General features: G+C 70.8%; 17 protein-coding genes. 7 read left to right on the top strand and 10 right to left on the bottom strand.

Translation table 11 applies throughout. The features are described 5' to 3' along the window. Nucleotides 1-32 precede the first annotated feature (32 nt). The 3 genes from AB0K73_RS14810 to AB0K73_RS14800 form a co-directional block, all read right to left on the bottom strand. Complete coding sequence (locus AB0K73_RS14810; protein WP_360514394.1) at nt 33-896, bottom strand: NAD(P)-dependent oxidoreductase; 864 nt, start codon at nt 894-896, stop codon at nt 33-35. 90 nt (nt 897-986) lie between these two features. Beyond that, complete coding sequence (locus AB0K73_RS14805; RefSeq protein WP_360514391.1) at nt 987-1670, bottom strand: GntR family transcriptional regulator; 684 nt, start codon at nt 1668-1670, stop codon at nt 987-989. After that, on the bottom strand, nt 1667-2191 hold the full coding sequence (locus tag AB0K73_RS14800; protein WP_360514388.1) for a VOC family protein: 525 nt from the start codon (nt 2189-2191) through the stop codon (nt 1667-1669). The genes AB0K73_RS14805 and AB0K73_RS14800 overlap by 4 nt, the downstream gene beginning before the upstream one ends. A 171-nt stretch (nt 2192-2362) precedes the next feature. Between AB0K73_RS14800 and AB0K73_RS14795 the strand changes: the two genes are divergently transcribed. Together AB0K73_RS14795 and AB0K73_RS14790 are read left to right on the top strand one after the other, a co-directional pair. Then, nucleotides 2363-4549 carry a thiamine pyrophosphate-dependent enzyme gene (locus AB0K73_RS14795; RefSeq protein WP_360514385.1) on the top strand — a complete coding sequence of 729 codons (2187 nt, stop codon included), beginning with the start codon at nt 2363-2365 and terminating at the stop codon, nt 4547-4549. Next, nucleotides 4549-5970, top strand: coding sequence for a dihydrolipoamide acetyltransferase family protein (locus AB0K73_RS14790; protein ID WP_360514382.1), 1422 nt, complete (start codon nt 4549-4551; stop codon nt 5968-5970). Before AB0K73_RS14795 ends, AB0K73_RS14790 begins: the two co-directional genes overlap by 1 nt. 18 nt (nt 5971-5988) lie before the next feature. On the opposite strand, the gene AB0K73_RS14785 is transcribed toward AB0K73_RS14790, so the two are convergent. The 3 genes from AB0K73_RS14785 to AB0K73_RS14775 all read right to left on the bottom strand — a co-directional run bounded on the left by AB0K73_RS14785 (nt 5989) and on the right by AB0K73_RS14775 (nt 7434). Further along, the gene (locus AB0K73_RS14785) at nt 5989-6636 is read right to left on the bottom strand and encodes a hypothetical protein (protein WP_360514379.1); all 648 of its coding nucleotides are present in this window, start codon (nt 6634-6636) and stop codon (nt 5989-5991) included. A gap of 28 nt (nt 6637-6664) precedes the next feature. Then, nucleotides 6665-6973, bottom strand: coding sequence for a hypothetical protein (locus AB0K73_RS14780; protein ID WP_360514376.1), 309 nt, complete (start codon nt 6971-6973; stop codon nt 6665-6667). A gap of 92 nt (nt 6974-7065) precedes the next feature. Next, the gene (locus AB0K73_RS14775) at nt 7066-7434 is read right to left on the bottom strand and encodes a cupin domain-containing protein (protein WP_360514373.1); all 369 of its coding nucleotides are present in this window, start codon (nt 7432-7434) and stop codon (nt 7066-7068) included. A 76-nt stretch (nt 7435-7510) separates the two neighbouring features. Here AB0K73_RS14775 and AB0K73_RS14770 point away from each other — a divergent pair, with 76 nt between their 5' ends. Next, the gene (locus AB0K73_RS14770; RefSeq protein ID WP_360514370.1) at nt 7511-8314 is read left to right on the top strand and encodes a class I SAM-dependent methyltransferase; all 804 of its coding nucleotides are present in this window, start codon (nt 7511-7513) and stop codon (nt 8312-8314) included. A gap of 150 nt (nt 8315-8464) precedes the next feature. Here AB0K73_RS14770 and msrA read toward each other — a convergent pair whose 3' ends face one another. Together msrA and msrB are read right to left on the bottom strand one after the other, a co-directional pair. After that, nucleotides 8465-9010 (bottom strand): peptide-methionine (S)-S-oxide reductase MsrA, encoded by a 546-nt coding sequence (gene msrA / locus AB0K73_RS14765; protein ID WP_360514367.1) that lies wholly within the window; start codon nt 9008-9010, stop codon nt 8465-8467. Then, nucleotides 9007-9489 (bottom strand): peptide-methionine (R)-S-oxide reductase MsrB, encoded by a 483-nt coding sequence (msrB, locus tag AB0K73_RS14760; RefSeq protein ID WP_360514364.1) that lies wholly within the window; start codon nt 9487-9489, stop codon nt 9007-9009. Before msrB ends, msrA begins: the two co-directional genes overlap by 4 nt. Before the next feature lie 172 nt (nt 9490-9661). On the opposite strand from msrB, the gene AB0K73_RS14755 reads away from it, so the two are divergent. From AB0K73_RS14755 to AB0K73_RS14745, 3 genes are all read left to right on the top strand, one after another. Beyond that, nucleotides 9662-9979: a hypothetical protein gene (locus AB0K73_RS14755; protein WP_360514361.1), complete on the top strand. Its 318-nt coding sequence runs from the start codon at nt 9662-9664 to the stop codon at nt 9977-9979. Between the two features lie 206 nt (nt 9980-10185). Beyond that, the gene (locus AB0K73_RS14750; protein WP_360514358.1) at nt 10186-11070 is read left to right on the top strand and encodes a lytic transglycosylase domain-containing protein; all 885 of its coding nucleotides are present in this window, start codon (nt 10186-10188) and stop codon (nt 11068-11070) included. Nucleotides 11071-11185: 115 nt separating this feature from the next. Further along, nucleotides 11186-12268 carry a YihY/virulence factor BrkB family protein gene (locus AB0K73_RS14745; RefSeq protein ID WP_360514355.1) on the top strand — a complete coding sequence of 361 codons (1083 nt, stop codon included), beginning with the start codon at nt 11186-11188 and terminating at the stop codon, nt 12266-12268. A gap of 45 nt (nt 12269-12313) precedes the next feature. Here AB0K73_RS14745 and AB0K73_RS14740 read toward each other — a convergent pair whose 3' ends face one another. Then, on the bottom strand, nt 12314-12511 hold the full coding sequence (locus tag AB0K73_RS14740; protein WP_360514352.1) for a hypothetical protein: 198 nt from the start codon (nt 12509-12511) through the stop codon (nt 12314-12316). 114 nt (nt 12512-12625) lie between these two features. Next, a complete protein-coding gene (erm, locus tag AB0K73_RS14735; RefSeq protein ID WP_360514349.1) occupies nt 12626-13423 on the bottom strand; it encodes a 23S ribosomal RNA methyltransferase Erm in 798 nt (265 codons plus the stop codon). Nucleotides 13424-13786: 363 nt separating this feature from the next. Here erm and AB0K73_RS14730 point away from each other — a divergent pair, with 363 nt between their 5' ends. Next, entirely contained in the window at nt 13787-14293 is a 507-nt protein-coding gene (locus AB0K73_RS14730) for a nitroreductase family deazaflavin-dependent oxidoreductase (RefSeq protein WP_360514346.1), read from the top strand. Nucleotides 14294-14321: the final 28 nt, after the last annotated feature.

Genomic DNA, 14321 nt, shown 5'->3' with positions numbered 1-14321 from the left:
TCTCGCTGCGGGCCCCCGTGGCGTGATGCGCCTCACTGGCGGCGGGTGACCTCGGCCACGCCCGACCAGTCGTAGTCCTTGAGCTCGTCGTCGGCCAATGCGCGCTCGAAGCGGTCGCGGATCACCGGCGCGGTGGGAAGCGTGATGCCCTTCTCGTCGGCGAGCCCTTCGGCGAGGCCCAGGTCCTTGAGGCCGAGGGCCATCGAGAACCCCGCAGGGCTGTAGCGTCGCTCGGCGATCATCGGCCCGTAGCCGCTGTACACGACGCCGCCGAAGAGGGAGTTGGTGAGCAGTTCGACGAAGTCGGAGGCGTCGATGTCATGCGCTTCGACGAGCGTGATCGACTCGCCGAGCGCCTGCAGCGCGTGCAGGATCATGAAGTTGACGGCGGCCTTGGTCACGTTCGCGCGACGCGGAACGTCGCCGAACGTCCAGACGCGCACGCCCAGTTCGGCGAGGAGCGGTTCGACGCGGTCGACGAGCTCGGCCGGGCCCGCCGCCATGATGTTGAGCTTTCCGGCCTCGGCCACCGTGGGCCGACCGAGCACTGGCGCGGCGACGTAGTCCACGCCGACCTCCTCGTGCACGGCCTGCAGGCGGTCGGCCGCCGCTGCGCTGATCGAGGCCATGTTCACGTGGACGCGGCCTTCGTCTCCGCGCAGGTGCTCGGCGGTGAGCACCGATTCCGCGGCCTCGTCGTTCGCGAGCATCGAGAATGAGATCGGCGCCGCGAGCGCGTCGGCGGGGTCGGCGGCGAGCGTGGCGCCCGAGGCGACGAGCGCGGCGGCCGCCTCGGGCGAGCGGTTCCAGACGACCACCTCGTGGCCGGCGGCGACGAGCCGCCCGGCCATCGCGCTTCCCATGTTGCCGAGTCCCAGGAATCCGATTCGCGTCATGATGCCTCCCATGGCTGTCGTCAGCCGGTCGTGGTTGGAGTGGTCGTGGTGGGTGGTGGTCGCGCCTCCGACCGGGTCGGCCGGACGGCCTCAGGACTCCGTCGAGAAGATCTCCGGATGCTTCGCCAGCATCCGCCGGGTGCGCCGGATGTGGCTCACGATGGTCTGCTCCGCGCTCTCGGTGTCGCCTTCGTGAAGCGCCGTGACGAGCAGGTGGTGCTCGTCGTGCACGATGCGGGTGCTGTGCGCATCCATGAGCAGCGAGTAGGCGCGTCGATACGGCTGCGTCGTGTTCCAGAACCGCAGCACGAGGTCGCCGAGCATGAGCGTGTCGGCCCGGCTGTAGCTCAGCATGTGGAACTCGCGATCGAGGCGCAGGAACTCGGCGACGTCGTCGGTCTCGGCCATGCGCCGGGCGAGGGCTTCGAGCTGCTCGAGGTCCTGCGGGGTGAGGTTCGGGGCCGAGTAGCGCAGCAGCAGCGGCTCGAGTCGCTCGCGAGCCTGGTACACCTCTTCGCACTCCGCGAGGGTGAGGCGCGACACCCAGGCGCCCGCGTTGGCGACGAGCGTGACGAGGCCCTCGGCTTCGAGCGCCTTGAGTGCCTCGCGCACGGGCACGCGACTCGCGCCGAACCGCTCGGCGATCTCCTCCTGCCGCAGGCGTGAGCCCGGCGGGTACACGCCATGGAGGATCTCGTCGCGGATGCCCTCGGCGATCCTGCGGCTCGCGGCGCCGTCGCGGGGGACAGGGGCGACCTGCGGTTCGGCGCTCATGCCGCGGGGTCCCGGGGATCCCAGAGACGCACGGAGGAGGCTGCCTCGTACGCCTTGCCGTTCGGGAAGCTCACGAGCTCGAGCTGCATGCCCCACGGGGTGAGGAAGTACACCCAGCGCTGCCCCTCGCTGGCGTTGCGGCTCGCCGTCGGTTCGCCGAGCACGCGGACCCCCTGCGAGCGGAGGTACGCCACCGCGGCGTCGAGGTCGTCGACGTAGAACGCGAGGTGGTGCCCGCCGAGATCGCTGTTGCGAGGCTGGTCGCGTTGCCCGTCGGCCGGTTCCCACTCGAAGATCTCGAAGTTCGGGCCGTGCCCGCATCGGAAGAATCGCAGCTCGCGCATCACCGAGCGGGGGTGCACGTTGAGGTGCTCGGCCATCCAATCGTCATCGCGTTCGAAGGGGCCGAGCGTGTACACGTACTCGCACCCGATGACGTCGACGAAGAAGCGATGCGCCTCCTCGAGATCGGGCACGGTGAAACCGATGTGCTCGGTGCCGCGGAGGCCGGGCAGTGCCATGACGTGTATCCCTTTCATCGCGATCAACTGGATGCAATTCTATGCCATCGGTGACGAATTCGCGCCTGATCATCGTCATGGATACTGGAATTGGATGCAATCGTGGCGTAAGCTGACCCTCATCACACCGCCGTGCTGGAGCGCGGTGCAGCCACCGACGAAGGATCCGACATGGCGAGACAACGACGTTTGGAGCCCGCGGCCCCGTGGGTCGAGATCACGACCACCGCCGCCGACTGGAAGTCGGCCGACCCGGCGCTGCTCGCGACGATGCTCGGCGAGCTGCACCTGATCCGCGCCTTCGAGGAGCGCGTGCTCGACCTGGCCGGAGAGGGCCTGGTGCACGGCCCGGCCCACTCGTCCATCGGGCAGGAGGGCGGCGCGGTCGGTTCGATCGTGGGCCTGCGCTCGACCGACGGCATCAACGGCTCTCACCGGGGCCACCACCAGTTCCTCGCGAAGGCCATCACGCACGTGGCGGGCGGGCGGCTCGACCTCGAGCACCTGGTCACGCCCGACCTGCAGGCGGTGCTGCAGCGCACGCTCGCCGAGATCCTCGGGCTCGCGCAGGGCTACTGCCGCGGCCGTGGCGGCTCCATGCACCTGCAGTGGTTCGAGGCCGGCGCGCTCGGCACCAACGCCATCGTCGGCGGCGGGGTTCCGCTCGCGGCCGGCAACGCGTGGGCGCAGAAGCATTCGGACACGACGGATGTCACGGTCACCTACTTCGGCGACGGCGCCACGAACATCGGCTCCGTGCTCGAGAGCATGAACCTCGCCTCCGCGTGGAAGCTCCCGGTGGCCTTCTTCATCGAGAACAACCTCTACGCCGTCTCCACGCACGTCGAGGAGGTCACGGGCGAGCCGCGCCTGTCGGCCCGAGGCCTCGGCTTCGGCATCCCGTCATACCGCGTCGACGGCATGAACCCGCTCGCCGTGCACCTCGCGATGGTGGAGGCGGAGCAGCGGATGCGTGCGGGCGACGGCCCGGTCGTGATCGAGGCCCAGGTGTACCGGTACTTCCACCAGAACGGCCCGTACCCCGGCAGCGCATTCGGCTACCGCTCGAAGGAGGAGGAGGCCGAGTGGCGGGAGCGCGACCCCCTCATCCGAATGGCCGCCGAGCTGACGAAGCTCGGGCTCGTCACCGACGAGCAGGTCGAGGCGGTGCGCGCCCAGGCCATCGCCGCGATGGACGCGGCCACCTCCGAGCTGCTCGTGGCCGATCCCGAGAAGGAGGGTCGTCGTCGCATCCGGCCCGAGCTCTGGCCCGACCCCGAGTTCGTCGACGTCGGCGTCCGCGGCGACCTGAGCGAGCTCGCCGAGCTCCGCACGCTCGAGCCGCTCACCGACACCCGCGCTCGCGACGAGGTCAAGTACGTCGACGCCGTCGCGGGCGTCATGGAGCGGCGCATGGCGGAGGACCCCCGCATCATCGTGCTCGGCGAGGACGTGCACCGCCTGAAGGGCGGCACCAACGGCGCCACGAAGGGCCTCTCCACCGCCTACCCCGAGCGCGTGCTCGGCACGCCGATCAGTGAGAACGCGTTCGCCGGGCTCGGCGGCGGCATGGCCCTCGACGGCCGGTTCCGCCCCGTGGTCGAGTTCATGTATCCCGACTTCCTCTGGGTCGCCGCCGACCAGGTGTTCAACCAGATCGGCAAGGCCCGGCACATGTTCGGCGGCGAGAACCCCGTGCCGCTCGTGCTGCGCACCAAGGTCGCGATGGGCTCGGGCTACGGCTCGCAGCACCTCATGGACCCGGCCGGCATCTTCGCCACGAGCGCCGGATGGCGCATCGTCGCCCCGTCGTCGGCCGAGGACTACGTCGGCCTCATGAACGCGGCGCTCGCCCTCGAGGACCCCGTGCTCGTGATCGAGCACGTCGACCTCTACAACGAGAAGGACTCCGTGATCGCGGGCGACCTCGACTACATCATTCCTCCGGGCACCGCCGCGATCCGCCGTGAGGGCAACGACGTGACGGTCATCAGCTACCTGTCGATGGTGCGGCACAGCATGGAGGCGATCGAGGAGACCGGCATCGACGCGGAGCTCATCGACCTGCGCTGGCTCGACCGCGCATCGATCGACTGGGACACCATCGAGGCATCCGTCAAGAAGACCAACGCCGTGCTCATCGTCGAACAGGGCGCACGCGGCACCTCATACGGCGGCTGGCTCGCCGACGAGATCCAGCGGCGGCTGTTCGACTGGCTCGACCAGCCGGTGCAGCGGGTGACCGGCTCGGGGTCGTCGCCGTCGATCTCGCGGGTGCTCGAACGGGCGGCGATCGCGCGCACCGAAGAGGTCGTCGCGGGACTCGAAGCCGTGCGCAGGAACGCGGGAGGTGCCTGATGGCCACGACCATCCGAATGCCCGAAGTGCTCGCGGGCGCCGAGGAGGCCGCAATCCAGTCCTGGTCGGTCGCCGTGGGCGACGCCGTGACGGTGGGGCAGCCGTTCGCCGAGATCGAGACCGACAAGGCCGTCGTCGAGTACGCGGCCGAGACCGCAGGGACGGTGCTGCAGCTGCTCGTCGCCGAGGGTGACTCCGTCGACGTGGGCACGCCGATCGCGGTGCTCGGAGAACCCGGTGAAGCCGCTCCCGAGACCCCGGCGGCGCCGGCAGCGGTGGCCTCGGGTGAGCCCGAGGAGGAGGAGACCCCGTCCGATCCCGAGTCGGGCACGCCCGTCGCCGATGCGGCGCCGGTCTTCGATGAGGAGTCGGATGCCGCGGCGGCTCCTGCTCCGACGGGACCGGATGCCGCGGCGGCTCCTGCTCCGACGGGACCGGATGCCGCGCCCGCACCACAAGCGCAGCCCGAGACGACCCCGGCCGCGGCATCCGGCTCCCAGGAGCGCCGCTTCATCAGCCCGCTCGTGCGTCGGATGGCCCGGGAACAGGGCGTCAGCCTCGACGGCGTCGAGGGCTCGGGGCCCAACGGCCGGATCGTGCGACGCGACCTCGAGGCGCTCATCGCCGCAGGCCCGGCCGAACCGGCGACCGCCGAATCGGCAGCGCCCACGGCCCCGCCCGAGCCTGCGGCGCCCGCAGCCGCTGCCGCGCCCGCCGCGGCGCCCGCCGCCCCCGCCGGCGCGGAGCCCGAACTCATCCCGCACTCCAGGATGCGCCGCACCATCGCGCGCCGCCTCATCGAGTCGAAGACGCAGGTTCCGCACTTCTACCTCACCGCCGACTGCCGGGTCGACCGACTCCTCGACCTGCGCCGCGAGCTCAACGAGGCGGGCACCGTCAAGGTGTCGGTCAACGACCTCGTGGTGAAGGCCGCGGCCGGGGCGTTCCTCGACGTTCCCGAGGCGAACCGCACCTGGTCCGACGAGGGCATGCTGCAGCACCGCACCGTCGACATCGCGATCGCGGTCTCGATCGACGACGGGCTGGTCACGCCCGTCGTGCGCGGCGTGGAGATGCTCAGCGTATCGGCGCTCGGCCGGCAGATCGCCGACCTCGCCGAGCGCGCCCGGTCGGGCGGGCTCCGACAGCATGAGATCGAGGGCGGCAGCTTCTCCGTCTCGAACCTCGGCATGTTCGGCACGCAGGAGTTCAGTGCGATCATCAACCCGCCGCAGGCCGGCATCCTCGCCGTGGGCGCCGCCCGTCAGGCACCGGTCGTCGTCGACGGAGCCCTCGAGGTGGGCACGATCATGACGGTCACGATGTCGGCCGACCATCGGGTGCTCGACGGCGCGCTCGCGGCCCGCTGGCTCGCGGCCTTCGTGGCACGCATCGAGAACCCGCTGACGATCCTCGCGTGAGGCGCCGTCGGGCGCCGGTCAGTCCGCGGCGCCCGCGGCGCCGGCCGTACCCGCTGTTTCTGCGGCACCCGCGGCCACGGGGTCGCCGTCTCGGGTGCTCGAATCGGCCATGAAGTAGGACATGCCGAGCCCCGCGAGCAGGGAACCCAGGCCGCCCCAGAACAGGTCGCCGAGGGAATCGTCGTAGCCGACGAGGATCCCGTGGTCGATGAAGTTGTGCCCCATCCATTCGAAGAATTCCCAGAACACGCCGATGGTGAAGCCGATGGCGGTGGTCACGAGCGCCGCGGAGAGCGTCGGGCGCGGGAGCGTCCAGGGGTCGCCGAGCACGCGAATCCGCACGAGCACAATGTAGACGAGCGCGGCGCTCAACCCGTTCGTGGCGAAGTGCATGGGGATGTCCCACCAGCGGGTCGTGATGTAGATGTTCAGCACGCTCGACCACGTGGAAGCGAGGATGAGGGCGCCGAACGCGATATCGAAGGCCGGACGCAGGCGCAGCAGCCGCGGCACGAGCATCACGACGAACGCCGACACGAAGCTCAGCCCCGAGAGGAGGCCCCACCCTGCGCCGGCGATGAAGATGCTGACCACGGCGACGAGGCGGAGCAGGTCGGCGACCACCTCGCCCGGACCCACGGGGGCGCGAAGCAACGTCCGGATCATGACAGCAGACTAGCCCGGCGCCGCTCGGTCAGTCGGCGAGGTACTCCCGGAGGTTCGCCGGCAGGCCGAGCACGAGTGCGTGCCGGTCATGTCCGATGGCCAGTCCGCGCTCATGCAGCGAGAGCCTCCAGCCGTGAAGCTCGACCCGGCGCCTGATCGTCTCGAGGAGCGCCTTCTCCCGCTCCGCGGCATTCTGCGGCTCGATGTTCGTCTCGAGGACGACCTGGAAGCCGAGGTCGTCGGGCGACAAGGCCCCGAGCTCCTCGAGACGCCCGTCCACCTCGAGGACGACCGGGGCCAAGTAGAGGTCGGTCACGTCACGTGGTCGTTCGGCCATGGTGCCCTCCTACGTCTCACTCGCGTCGATGCGATCGATGACGCCAACATTAGCCGCGGACCAGCCCCTGAGGCCAGCAAACGCGGTCGGCGTCAGCCGGCGGCATCCGCTCCCGGTGTCGCCGCCGAACGCGTACCGAGGGTGAGCACCAGATGCGAGGGGGTGAGCGCCTCGACGGCGTGCGGCACTCGCTCGCCGATGTGGAGGAGCCCTCCGGCACCCAGCTCGATGCGCTCGCCGCCGACCTCGAGCGCCACGCGCCCGTCGAGCACCGAGACGAGCAGGGGCGCCTGCGCGATGTGCTCCTTCATGACGGTGCCCGCGTCCATCGAGAGCCGCACGATCGTCGCGCCGGGGCCCTTGTGGATGCGCGTGGAGCGCACGCCCCCGGGTTCGATCGGCAGTGCGTCGATGAGGGAAGCCGCATCGGCGGCGATGAGGATGTGGGTGGCGTCGGGCATGGCTGGCCTCCGGTGGATCTCGGTCGTTCGTCCGTCTCCCTCATTCTCGCCGTCGGAAGAGGGGTACGGTGTGAGGATGGCTCATGGGGGTGTGCCCGACACGTGGGAGCAGGGCCGCGCGTACGAGCGGTACGTCGGTCGCTGGAGCCGCGTGGTCGCCCCACTGTTCCTCGACTGGTTGCGGATGCCGCCGGGTCGCCGGTGGCTCGACGTCGGCTGCGGCACGGGTGTGCTGTCGGCGGCGATCCTCGAGCAGTGCGCGCCCGCAAGCGTCGACGGCGTGGAGCCCTCCGAGGGCTTCCTCGAGACCGCGGTGGCCGAGCTGGGCAGCCGGGTCACGTTCCACCGCGCGGTGGCATCCGCTCTCCCGATCGACGACGCGTCGGTCGACGTCGTCGTGTCGGGCCTCGTGCTGAACTTCGTGCCCGACCTCGATGCCGCCCTGGCGGAGATGACGCGGGTGACGGCCGACGGCGGCGTGGTCGCCGGCTACGTCTGGGACTACGCGGATCGGATGGAGCTCATGCGGCGGTTCTGGGACGCCGCGACCGACCTCGATCCGGCCGCAGCGGCGTTCGACGAGGGAGCCCGGTTCCCCGACAGCACGCCCGAGGCCCTGACGTGGCGCTTCGCGAGCGCGGGTCTCCTCGACGTGGAGACGACGGGCATCGAGATCGCCACCGTGTTCCGTGACTTCGACGACTACTGGACGCCCTTCCTCGGCGGGCAGGGTCCGGCGCCGTCGTACGTGATGTCGCTCGAGGCGCCTGCGAGGGAGCGCCTGCGCGAACATCTCCGCGAGGTCCTGCCGGTGTCGGCCGCCGGCTCCATCCCGCTCACCGCGAGGGCCTGGGCGGTGCGTGGCGAGGTCGTGCGCTGAGCCCGTCGAGGGAGCCCGTGCGCGAACTCGGCGCGGAGCTCGCGCCCGACAACCCGCCGACGCCATACGGACGCCACTGACCCCGTACCCGGCATGCCGACGGCCCCGGCGGACCTGCGTCCGCCGGGGCCGTCCTTCCGCCGTCAGGCGCTACGCGGCGGGCTCCGCGTCGCGCTTCGGCAGCTTCCACCCCGGACGCACGTAGTGGCACGTGTAGCCGTTCGGGTAGCGCTCCAGGTAGTCCTGGTGCTCGGGCTCCGCCTCCCAGAAGGCGCCGGCGGGGGAGACCTCGGTGGTGGCCGGTCCGGGCCACAGCCCCGACGCATCCACATCGGCGATGGTCTCGTACGCGGTGATCTCCTGCTCGGGGGTCGTCGGGAAGATGGCCGACCGGTAGCTCAGCCCGATGTCGTTGCCCTGCCGGTTCTTCGTCGACGGATCGTGGATCTGGAAGAAGAACTCGAGCAGGTTGCGGAACGATTCCTTCGCGGGGTCGAACACGATCTCGATGGCCTCGGCATGCGTGCCGTGGTTGCGGTAGGTCGCGTTCGGCACGTCGCCGCCCGTGTAGCCGACGCGGGTGTCGAGCACGCCGGGGCGCTTGCGGATCAGGTCCTCCATGCCCCAGAAACAGCCGCCCGCGAGCACGGCCGTCTCGGTGCCGGGGGTCATGGTGATCTCGCCGGGGTTCGTCATGATGCGTTCTCCTTCTCGGATGCCGCGGCATCCGTCGTCGTGAACAGTGCGCGGTACTCGCCGTACCCGTGCGCCTCGAGGTCGGCGAGGGGCACGAACCGCAGGGCGGCGGAGTTCATGCAGTAGCGCAGGCCGCCGGCCTCGGCCGGGCCGTCGTCGAAGACGTGCCCGAGGTGGCTGTCGGCGGCCGCCGAGCGCACCTCGACGCGCTTCATGAACAGCGACCGGTCGACCTTCTCGGTGACCGCGTCAGGCTCGATGGGCCTGGTGAAGCTCGGCCAACCCGAACGGCTGTCGTACTTGTCGGTCGAGGCGAACAGCGGCTGCCCTGAGACGACGTCCACGTAGATGCCTGGCTCGTGGTGATTCCAGTACTCGTTGCGGAACGCCGGCTCGGTGGCGTCCTCCTGGGTGACCCGGTACTGGTTCGGGGTGAGACGGGCGACCGCCTCTGGAGTCTTGCGGTAGTCCTGTGACACTTCGTTCCTCCTCTGCGGGCGACGCTGGCTGCGGCGCCTCGACGCCCGGACCGCACGATGCGGATCATGGCGCCACCAGAGAGAACAGGGGAGCCCGCCCGACTGTTCCGAACGGCGGCCGTGGGGGCTGTGACTTCCCTGTGAGGGCGGTCCCGGGGCGGTCGACGTACCATTGAAGGGCGTCGGCCGGGGCGCTCTGGAAGGAGCAGCACTGGCCACCACCTGGCATCCCATCCTCGCTGCGACGGAGCCCGAACCGGGGTGCTGGCGCCTCGTCGACAGCATGGGTCGCGAGTACGGCGCGGTCACGATCGTGCGCGTCGACGGCGAGGTGCGCTACCGCGCCGAGTTCGCCGGGCGGCTGCTCGGATGGGGCACCACGCTGCGTGGCGCATGCGAGCGAGTGCACCAGGCGTTCGTGCGTTCCCACGGGCCTCGCGAGTGGCCGGGGTACCCCGATTTCGGGGCGAATGGCGCCGTGCGAAGGTGAGAATTCATTCCGTTTTGGATGGTATTCACAGGACTATGTGAGGACTCATACAGGGCCTCTCGGCAGACTGGCCACTTCGCCCGGGCGCCCCCGCGTCTGAGGAACGTCGAGTCCAGAACAGTCGAGCGTGAGCTCTGCCGTTCGCCCCCGTGAAAGTCATGCCGAACCAGTCTCAATTCTCGAACCCGAACAACTCCAACGATGCAATGAAGCGCCGGGCCACAGACCCGGCGAAGCGCGGCCCCAAGGGCTGGCGCAAGGGCCCGCTCCTCGCGGCCGGCGCCGTCACCGCCATCGGCGCCATGGTCGGCACCGGCTTCGCCGTGCAGGGCGCGGTCGCCGCGCAGAACGACCGCGTCGCCGAGACACGGGTGCTCACCGAAGCCACCGACCTCAATGTCGACCAGCTCCCGGCGCACGGCGGCATCCTCGCCGCCCGTGCGGCGCAGCAGGCCGAGGCCGTGCTGAGCGGCGCGAACGACACCATTGCCGCGGCGCAGGGCAAGACGGATGCCGCTCAGCTCGCCGCATCGGTCGCCGTGCTCTCCGACTACCGCCTGCTCGCCCCCGAGCGGGTGTTCGAGCTCGTCGACACGACCACCTACCACGTGCACACCGTGAGTGCCGCCGTGGCCGAGGCCGACCGCCTCGCCGCCGAGGCGGCCGCCAAGGCCGCCGCTGAAGCCGCCGCCGCCGCCGAAGCCGCCGCGAAGGCCGCCGCCGCTGCCGAGCAGTCGACCTCCTCCTCGTCATCGTCGTCGTCATCCCGCCCGGGTGCGCCCGCCAACCCCACCGAGGCGCAGGCCATCGCCCGCGACATGCTCGCGCAGCGCGGGTGGGGCGGCGACCAGTTCGGATGCCTCGTCGAGCTCTGGAACCACGAGTCGGGGTGGAACGTCTACGCGTCCAACCCGTCGAGCGGGGCGTACGGCATCCCGCAGGCCCTGCCGGGCAGCAAGATGTCCACGGCCGGTGCCGACTGGCAGACCAGCGCGGCCACCCAGATCACCTGGGGCCTCGGCTACATCGCCGACCGGTATGGGACCCCGTGCGGTGCGTGGGACACCTTCAACTCGCAGGGCTGGTACTGACCGGCACCCCAGCACGACTCCATGAGGCGGGGCGGCTCCGGCCGCCCCGCCTCAGGCGTCGCATTCGACTGTCAAGCGCCTGCGCGTGACCTCCGCCGCTCGATAGCCTGTCGACATGGCGGAGGAGACCGGGTCGCAACAGGGTGGCGGCCCGTTCGCGGGCATCGTGGCGTTCGGCAGACGCGCGACCGCCTGGGCCCTCGAACGCAAGCTCGTGCGTGCCGTCATGCTGTTCATGGAACAGCGCGGCCCCATGCTCGCCGACAGCGTGACCTACCGCACCCTGTTCTCGGTCTTCGCCGGCATGTTCCTCGGCTTCGCCGTCGGCGGGATCTGGCTCTCGGGCAATCCCGACGCCATGGACGCGCTCGTCGGCACGATCGGCACCGCGATCCCCGGTCTCGTCGGCGATGGCGGCATCATCGACACCGACGACCTCATCCAGCCGATCACGCTCAGCCTGGCCGGCATCGCCGGCCTCATCGGCCTCGTCGCGGCCGCCATCGGCGCCATCGGGTCGCTCCGAAAGGCCTTCCGCGAACTCGGCGACCAGTCCGACGAGCACACGTTCTTCCTGTGGGTCATGCTGCGGGACCTCGCACTCGCGGTGGGCTTCGGCGCGTCGCTCGCCCTCGCCGCGGCCGTGACGTTCTTCAGCACGACCGCGCTCGGCGCGCTTTTCGATGCGCTCGGCATCGCCACCGATGATCCGGCCTACGACGTGACGACGCGAGCGGTGTCGATCCTCGTGATCTTCGCCATCGACACGCTCGTGATCGCGGGTATGTTCCTCGTGCTCTCGGGGCTGCGGCCGAGTGTTCGTTCGCTCTGGACGGGCGCACTTCTCGGCGGCGTCGGGCTTGCGGTGCTGCAGGTGCTCTCGAGCCTCTTCGTCGGAGGTGCATCGCGCAATCCGCTGCTCGCCTCGTTCGGGTCGCTCATCGCCCTGCTGCTCTGGTTCAACCTCTCGAGCCAGGTGATCCTCATCGCGGGCGCCTACATCATCACCGGCATCGACGAGGAGCGCGACCGCGTCGGCGCGCGATTCGGTGCCCCGACGCCGGCGATTCGGCGCATGCGGCGCGCCGAGCGTCGGGCCACGGATGCGACGGCCGAACTCGCGGCGGCGCGCGAGGTCGTCGCAGCCGAGCGGGGCGACACGGCCGCGCCGGGCGACGACGACCGAGCCGTGCGTTGACGTGCCGAAGACGCGCGGCCGCGCGGCCGCGCGTCCGATGGCAGGTCAGAGGGCGGTGTCGCCGCGGGGTGGGTAGTTCCGGTCCTCTTCGACGACCTCGACGACCTCGACATCGTCCTCGTCGATGTCGTTCTCGTCGAGGACCTCCTTGACGTCGTCGTACTCCTCCTTGGGCAACTCCGCGTCCAGCGGAAGCTGGGAGTCGGTGTACTCGCCTTCGCTCGAACCTCCGGAACGGTGCATGGCTCCTCCGATCGTCAGGGCCGATCCGCGATCGCGGCGGCCTGCGGCCACCGTACGGCTGTCGGGTGGGTGCGCGCGAGGGATTGACGTGCCGAACCGGCGGGGGTAGCGGCATCACGATGCGTCGGAGGCCAGCCGATGCAGGGCGGCCCACTGCTCGGCGGTCACGGCGCGAGTGAGCGCGTTCGGGGCCACATCGGTCGCGGCCGACCAGGTGCGCGCCCGGGCACGGCCGACCACGCGTGCCACCATCTCCACGGCGCCGCGTCCGGGCGCCGCGTACACGCGGCGCACGAGCGCGCGGTACGCGCGTTCCTCGCGAACGGGCACCAGCGGGATCGCACGCCGTGTGATCAGGAGGATCCCGGCATCGACCGTGGGCACCGGGGCGAAGGCACGCGCCGGCACGCGCTCGACGAGGGTGAAGTCATACCACGGCCACGATTCGGCCGTCATGAGCGTCGCGCCGCCGACACCCGCGCGCTTCCTCGCCACCTCCCACTGCAACACCAGGAGGGCGTGCTGCCAGGCGTGGTCGGCGAGGAGCCGCCGCAGCAGCGGCGTGGTGAGGTGGAACGGCACGTTCGAGACGAGGTTCGACGGCCGCGGCATCCGGTACGACAGCATGTCGCCGTGCACCACGGTGACGCGTCGTCCGTGCCGTCGGCGCAGCCGCTCGACATAACGGCGGTCGATCTCGACGGACGTGAGCGGCATCCGCTCGGCGAGCGCGTCGGTGATGGCGCCGTCGCCCGGGCCGAATTCGATGAGCGGATGCCGCGGCCATGCGGCCGCCAGGTCGGCGATCCGGTGCACGACGCGTCGGTCGCGGAGGAAGTTCTGGCCGTGTTCGTGACGGCCGCTCGTGGCGAACCGCGGTCGCGGCGGTCGCGGATGGGATGGGGTGTGCATGCGCAGCTCCAGGTGTCGTGGTCGACACCGGGCGTGCAGGGCGAATCGCGGTGGGCGCACGGAGGCGCGGGGGAGCGGATGCCGGCACTGCCCGGTGAGGGGGAGTGCGACGACAGGTTCCGTGGCGCGGCGACCGCAGACGTGTGGCGGGGCGGCGCTCAGGCGGACGAGCGGAGTCGCATGCTGCGGGACCTGCCGTCAGGCGGTCCGCAGCCGGATCGATGCGTGCATGGCTCCTCGATTCGCGGATGCCGCCGGGCGGGCGGCCTGCTCCAGTGATGCGAGCATCGACCCTAGCAGGAGCGGGCGAGGTTCGCGAGGACGCACTATCCGTCGCGGCATCCGGCCCGCCAGAATGGGCGGATGGCCACCGTCCTGCAGGTCGTCCGAACCGCCATCGCGCCGCTCACCCGAACCCGCCTGTTCCGGGCGCTTGGGCCGGTGCTGCTGCCGCCGGTCGAGCGCGTGCTCGCGTGGGCGACCGGGGGGCGCGTGCAGCTCAGTGGACTGCTCGTGCCCTCGCTCGTGCTCCATTCCACCGGCGCGCGCACCGGGCAGGAGCGCGATACCTACCTCATGTACACGCCCGACGGGCGTGGCCGCGCGATCGTGGCGGGCACCTCGTTCGCGCAGGAGCGGCATCCGGGATGGACCTACAACCTCATCGCCCACCCCGATGCTGCGATCACGGTGCGAGGCGGGCGGATGCCGGTGCGGGCGACCCGCATCCGCGGCGAGGAGCGTGAGCAGGCGTGGGCGCGCATCGAGGCCCAATGGCCGGGCTATCGCGCGTACGAGCGGGACTCGGGTCGCGAGGTGCGCCTGTTCCGGCTGCAGCCGCTGGCCGATCAGCGTCCGACGTCGAGGTGAGCGACACCTGGCGCCGTTGCGTGAGGGG

It is taken from the genome of Agromyces sp. NPDC052230, from assembly GCF_040679595.1.
Lineage (GTDB): Bacteria > Actinomycetota > Actinomycetes > Actinomycetales > Microbacteriaceae > Agromyces.
This window is presented reverse-complemented; position numbering and strand designations above follow the sequence as displayed.

Excerpts from the sequence above, each read along its gene's own strand:
- AB0K73_RS14750 (WP_360514358.1), top strand. The coding sequence starts at position 10,186 with ATGAAGCGCCGGGCCACAGACCCGGCGAAGCGCGGCCCCAAGGGCTGG.
- AB0K73_RS14745 (WP_360514355.1), top strand. The coding sequence starts at position 11,186 with ATGGCGGAGGAGACCGGGTCGCAACAGGGTGGCGGCCCGTTCGCGGGC.
- msrA (WP_360514367.1), bottom strand. The coding sequence starts at position 9,010 with ATGACGAACCCCGGCGAGATCACCATGACCCCCGGCACCGAGACGGCC.
- AB0K73_RS14770 (WP_360514370.1), top strand. The coding sequence starts at position 7,511 with ATGGCTCATGGGGGTGTGCCCGACACGTGGGAGCAGGGCCGCGCGTAC.
- erm (WP_360514349.1), bottom strand. The coding sequence starts at position 13,423 with ATGCACACCCCATCCCATCCGCGACCGCCGCGACCGCGGTTCGCCACG.
- AB0K73_RS14805 (WP_360514391.1), bottom strand. The coding sequence starts at position 1,670 with ATGAGCGCCGAACCGCAGGTCGCCCCTGTCCCCCGCGACGGCGCCGCG.
- AB0K73_RS14810 (WP_360514394.1), bottom strand. The coding sequence starts at position 896 with ATGACGCGAATCGGATTCCTGGGACTCGGCAACATGGGAAGCGCGATG.
- AB0K73_RS14740 (WP_360514352.1), bottom strand. The coding sequence starts at position 12,511 with ATGCACCGTTCCGGAGGTTCGAGCGAAGGCGAGTACACCGACTCCCAG.
- AB0K73_RS14790 (WP_360514382.1), top strand. The coding sequence starts at position 4,549 with ATGGCCACGACCATCCGAATGCCCGAAGTGCTCGCGGGCGCCGAGGAG.
- AB0K73_RS14795 (WP_360514385.1), top strand. The coding sequence starts at position 2,363 with ATGGCGAGACAACGACGTTTGGAGCCCGCGGCCCCGTGGGTCGAGATC.
- AB0K73_RS14800 (WP_360514388.1), bottom strand. The coding sequence starts at position 2,191 with ATGGCACTGCCCGGCCTCCGCGGCACCGAGCACATCGGTTTCACCGTG.
- AB0K73_RS14775 (WP_360514373.1), bottom strand. The coding sequence starts at position 7,434 with ATGCCCGACGCCACCCACATCCTCATCGCCGCCGATGCGGCTTCCCTC.
- AB0K73_RS14730 (WP_360514346.1), top strand. The coding sequence starts at position 13,787 with ATGGCCACCGTCCTGCAGGTCGTCCGAACCGCCATCGCGCCGCTCACC.
- AB0K73_RS14785 (WP_360514379.1), bottom strand. The coding sequence starts at position 6,636 with ATGATCCGGACGTTGCTTCGCGCCCCCGTGGGTCCGGGCGAGGTGGTC.
- AB0K73_RS14780 (WP_360514376.1), bottom strand. The coding sequence starts at position 6,973 with ATGGCCGAACGACCACGTGACGTGACCGACCTCTACTTGGCCCCGGTC.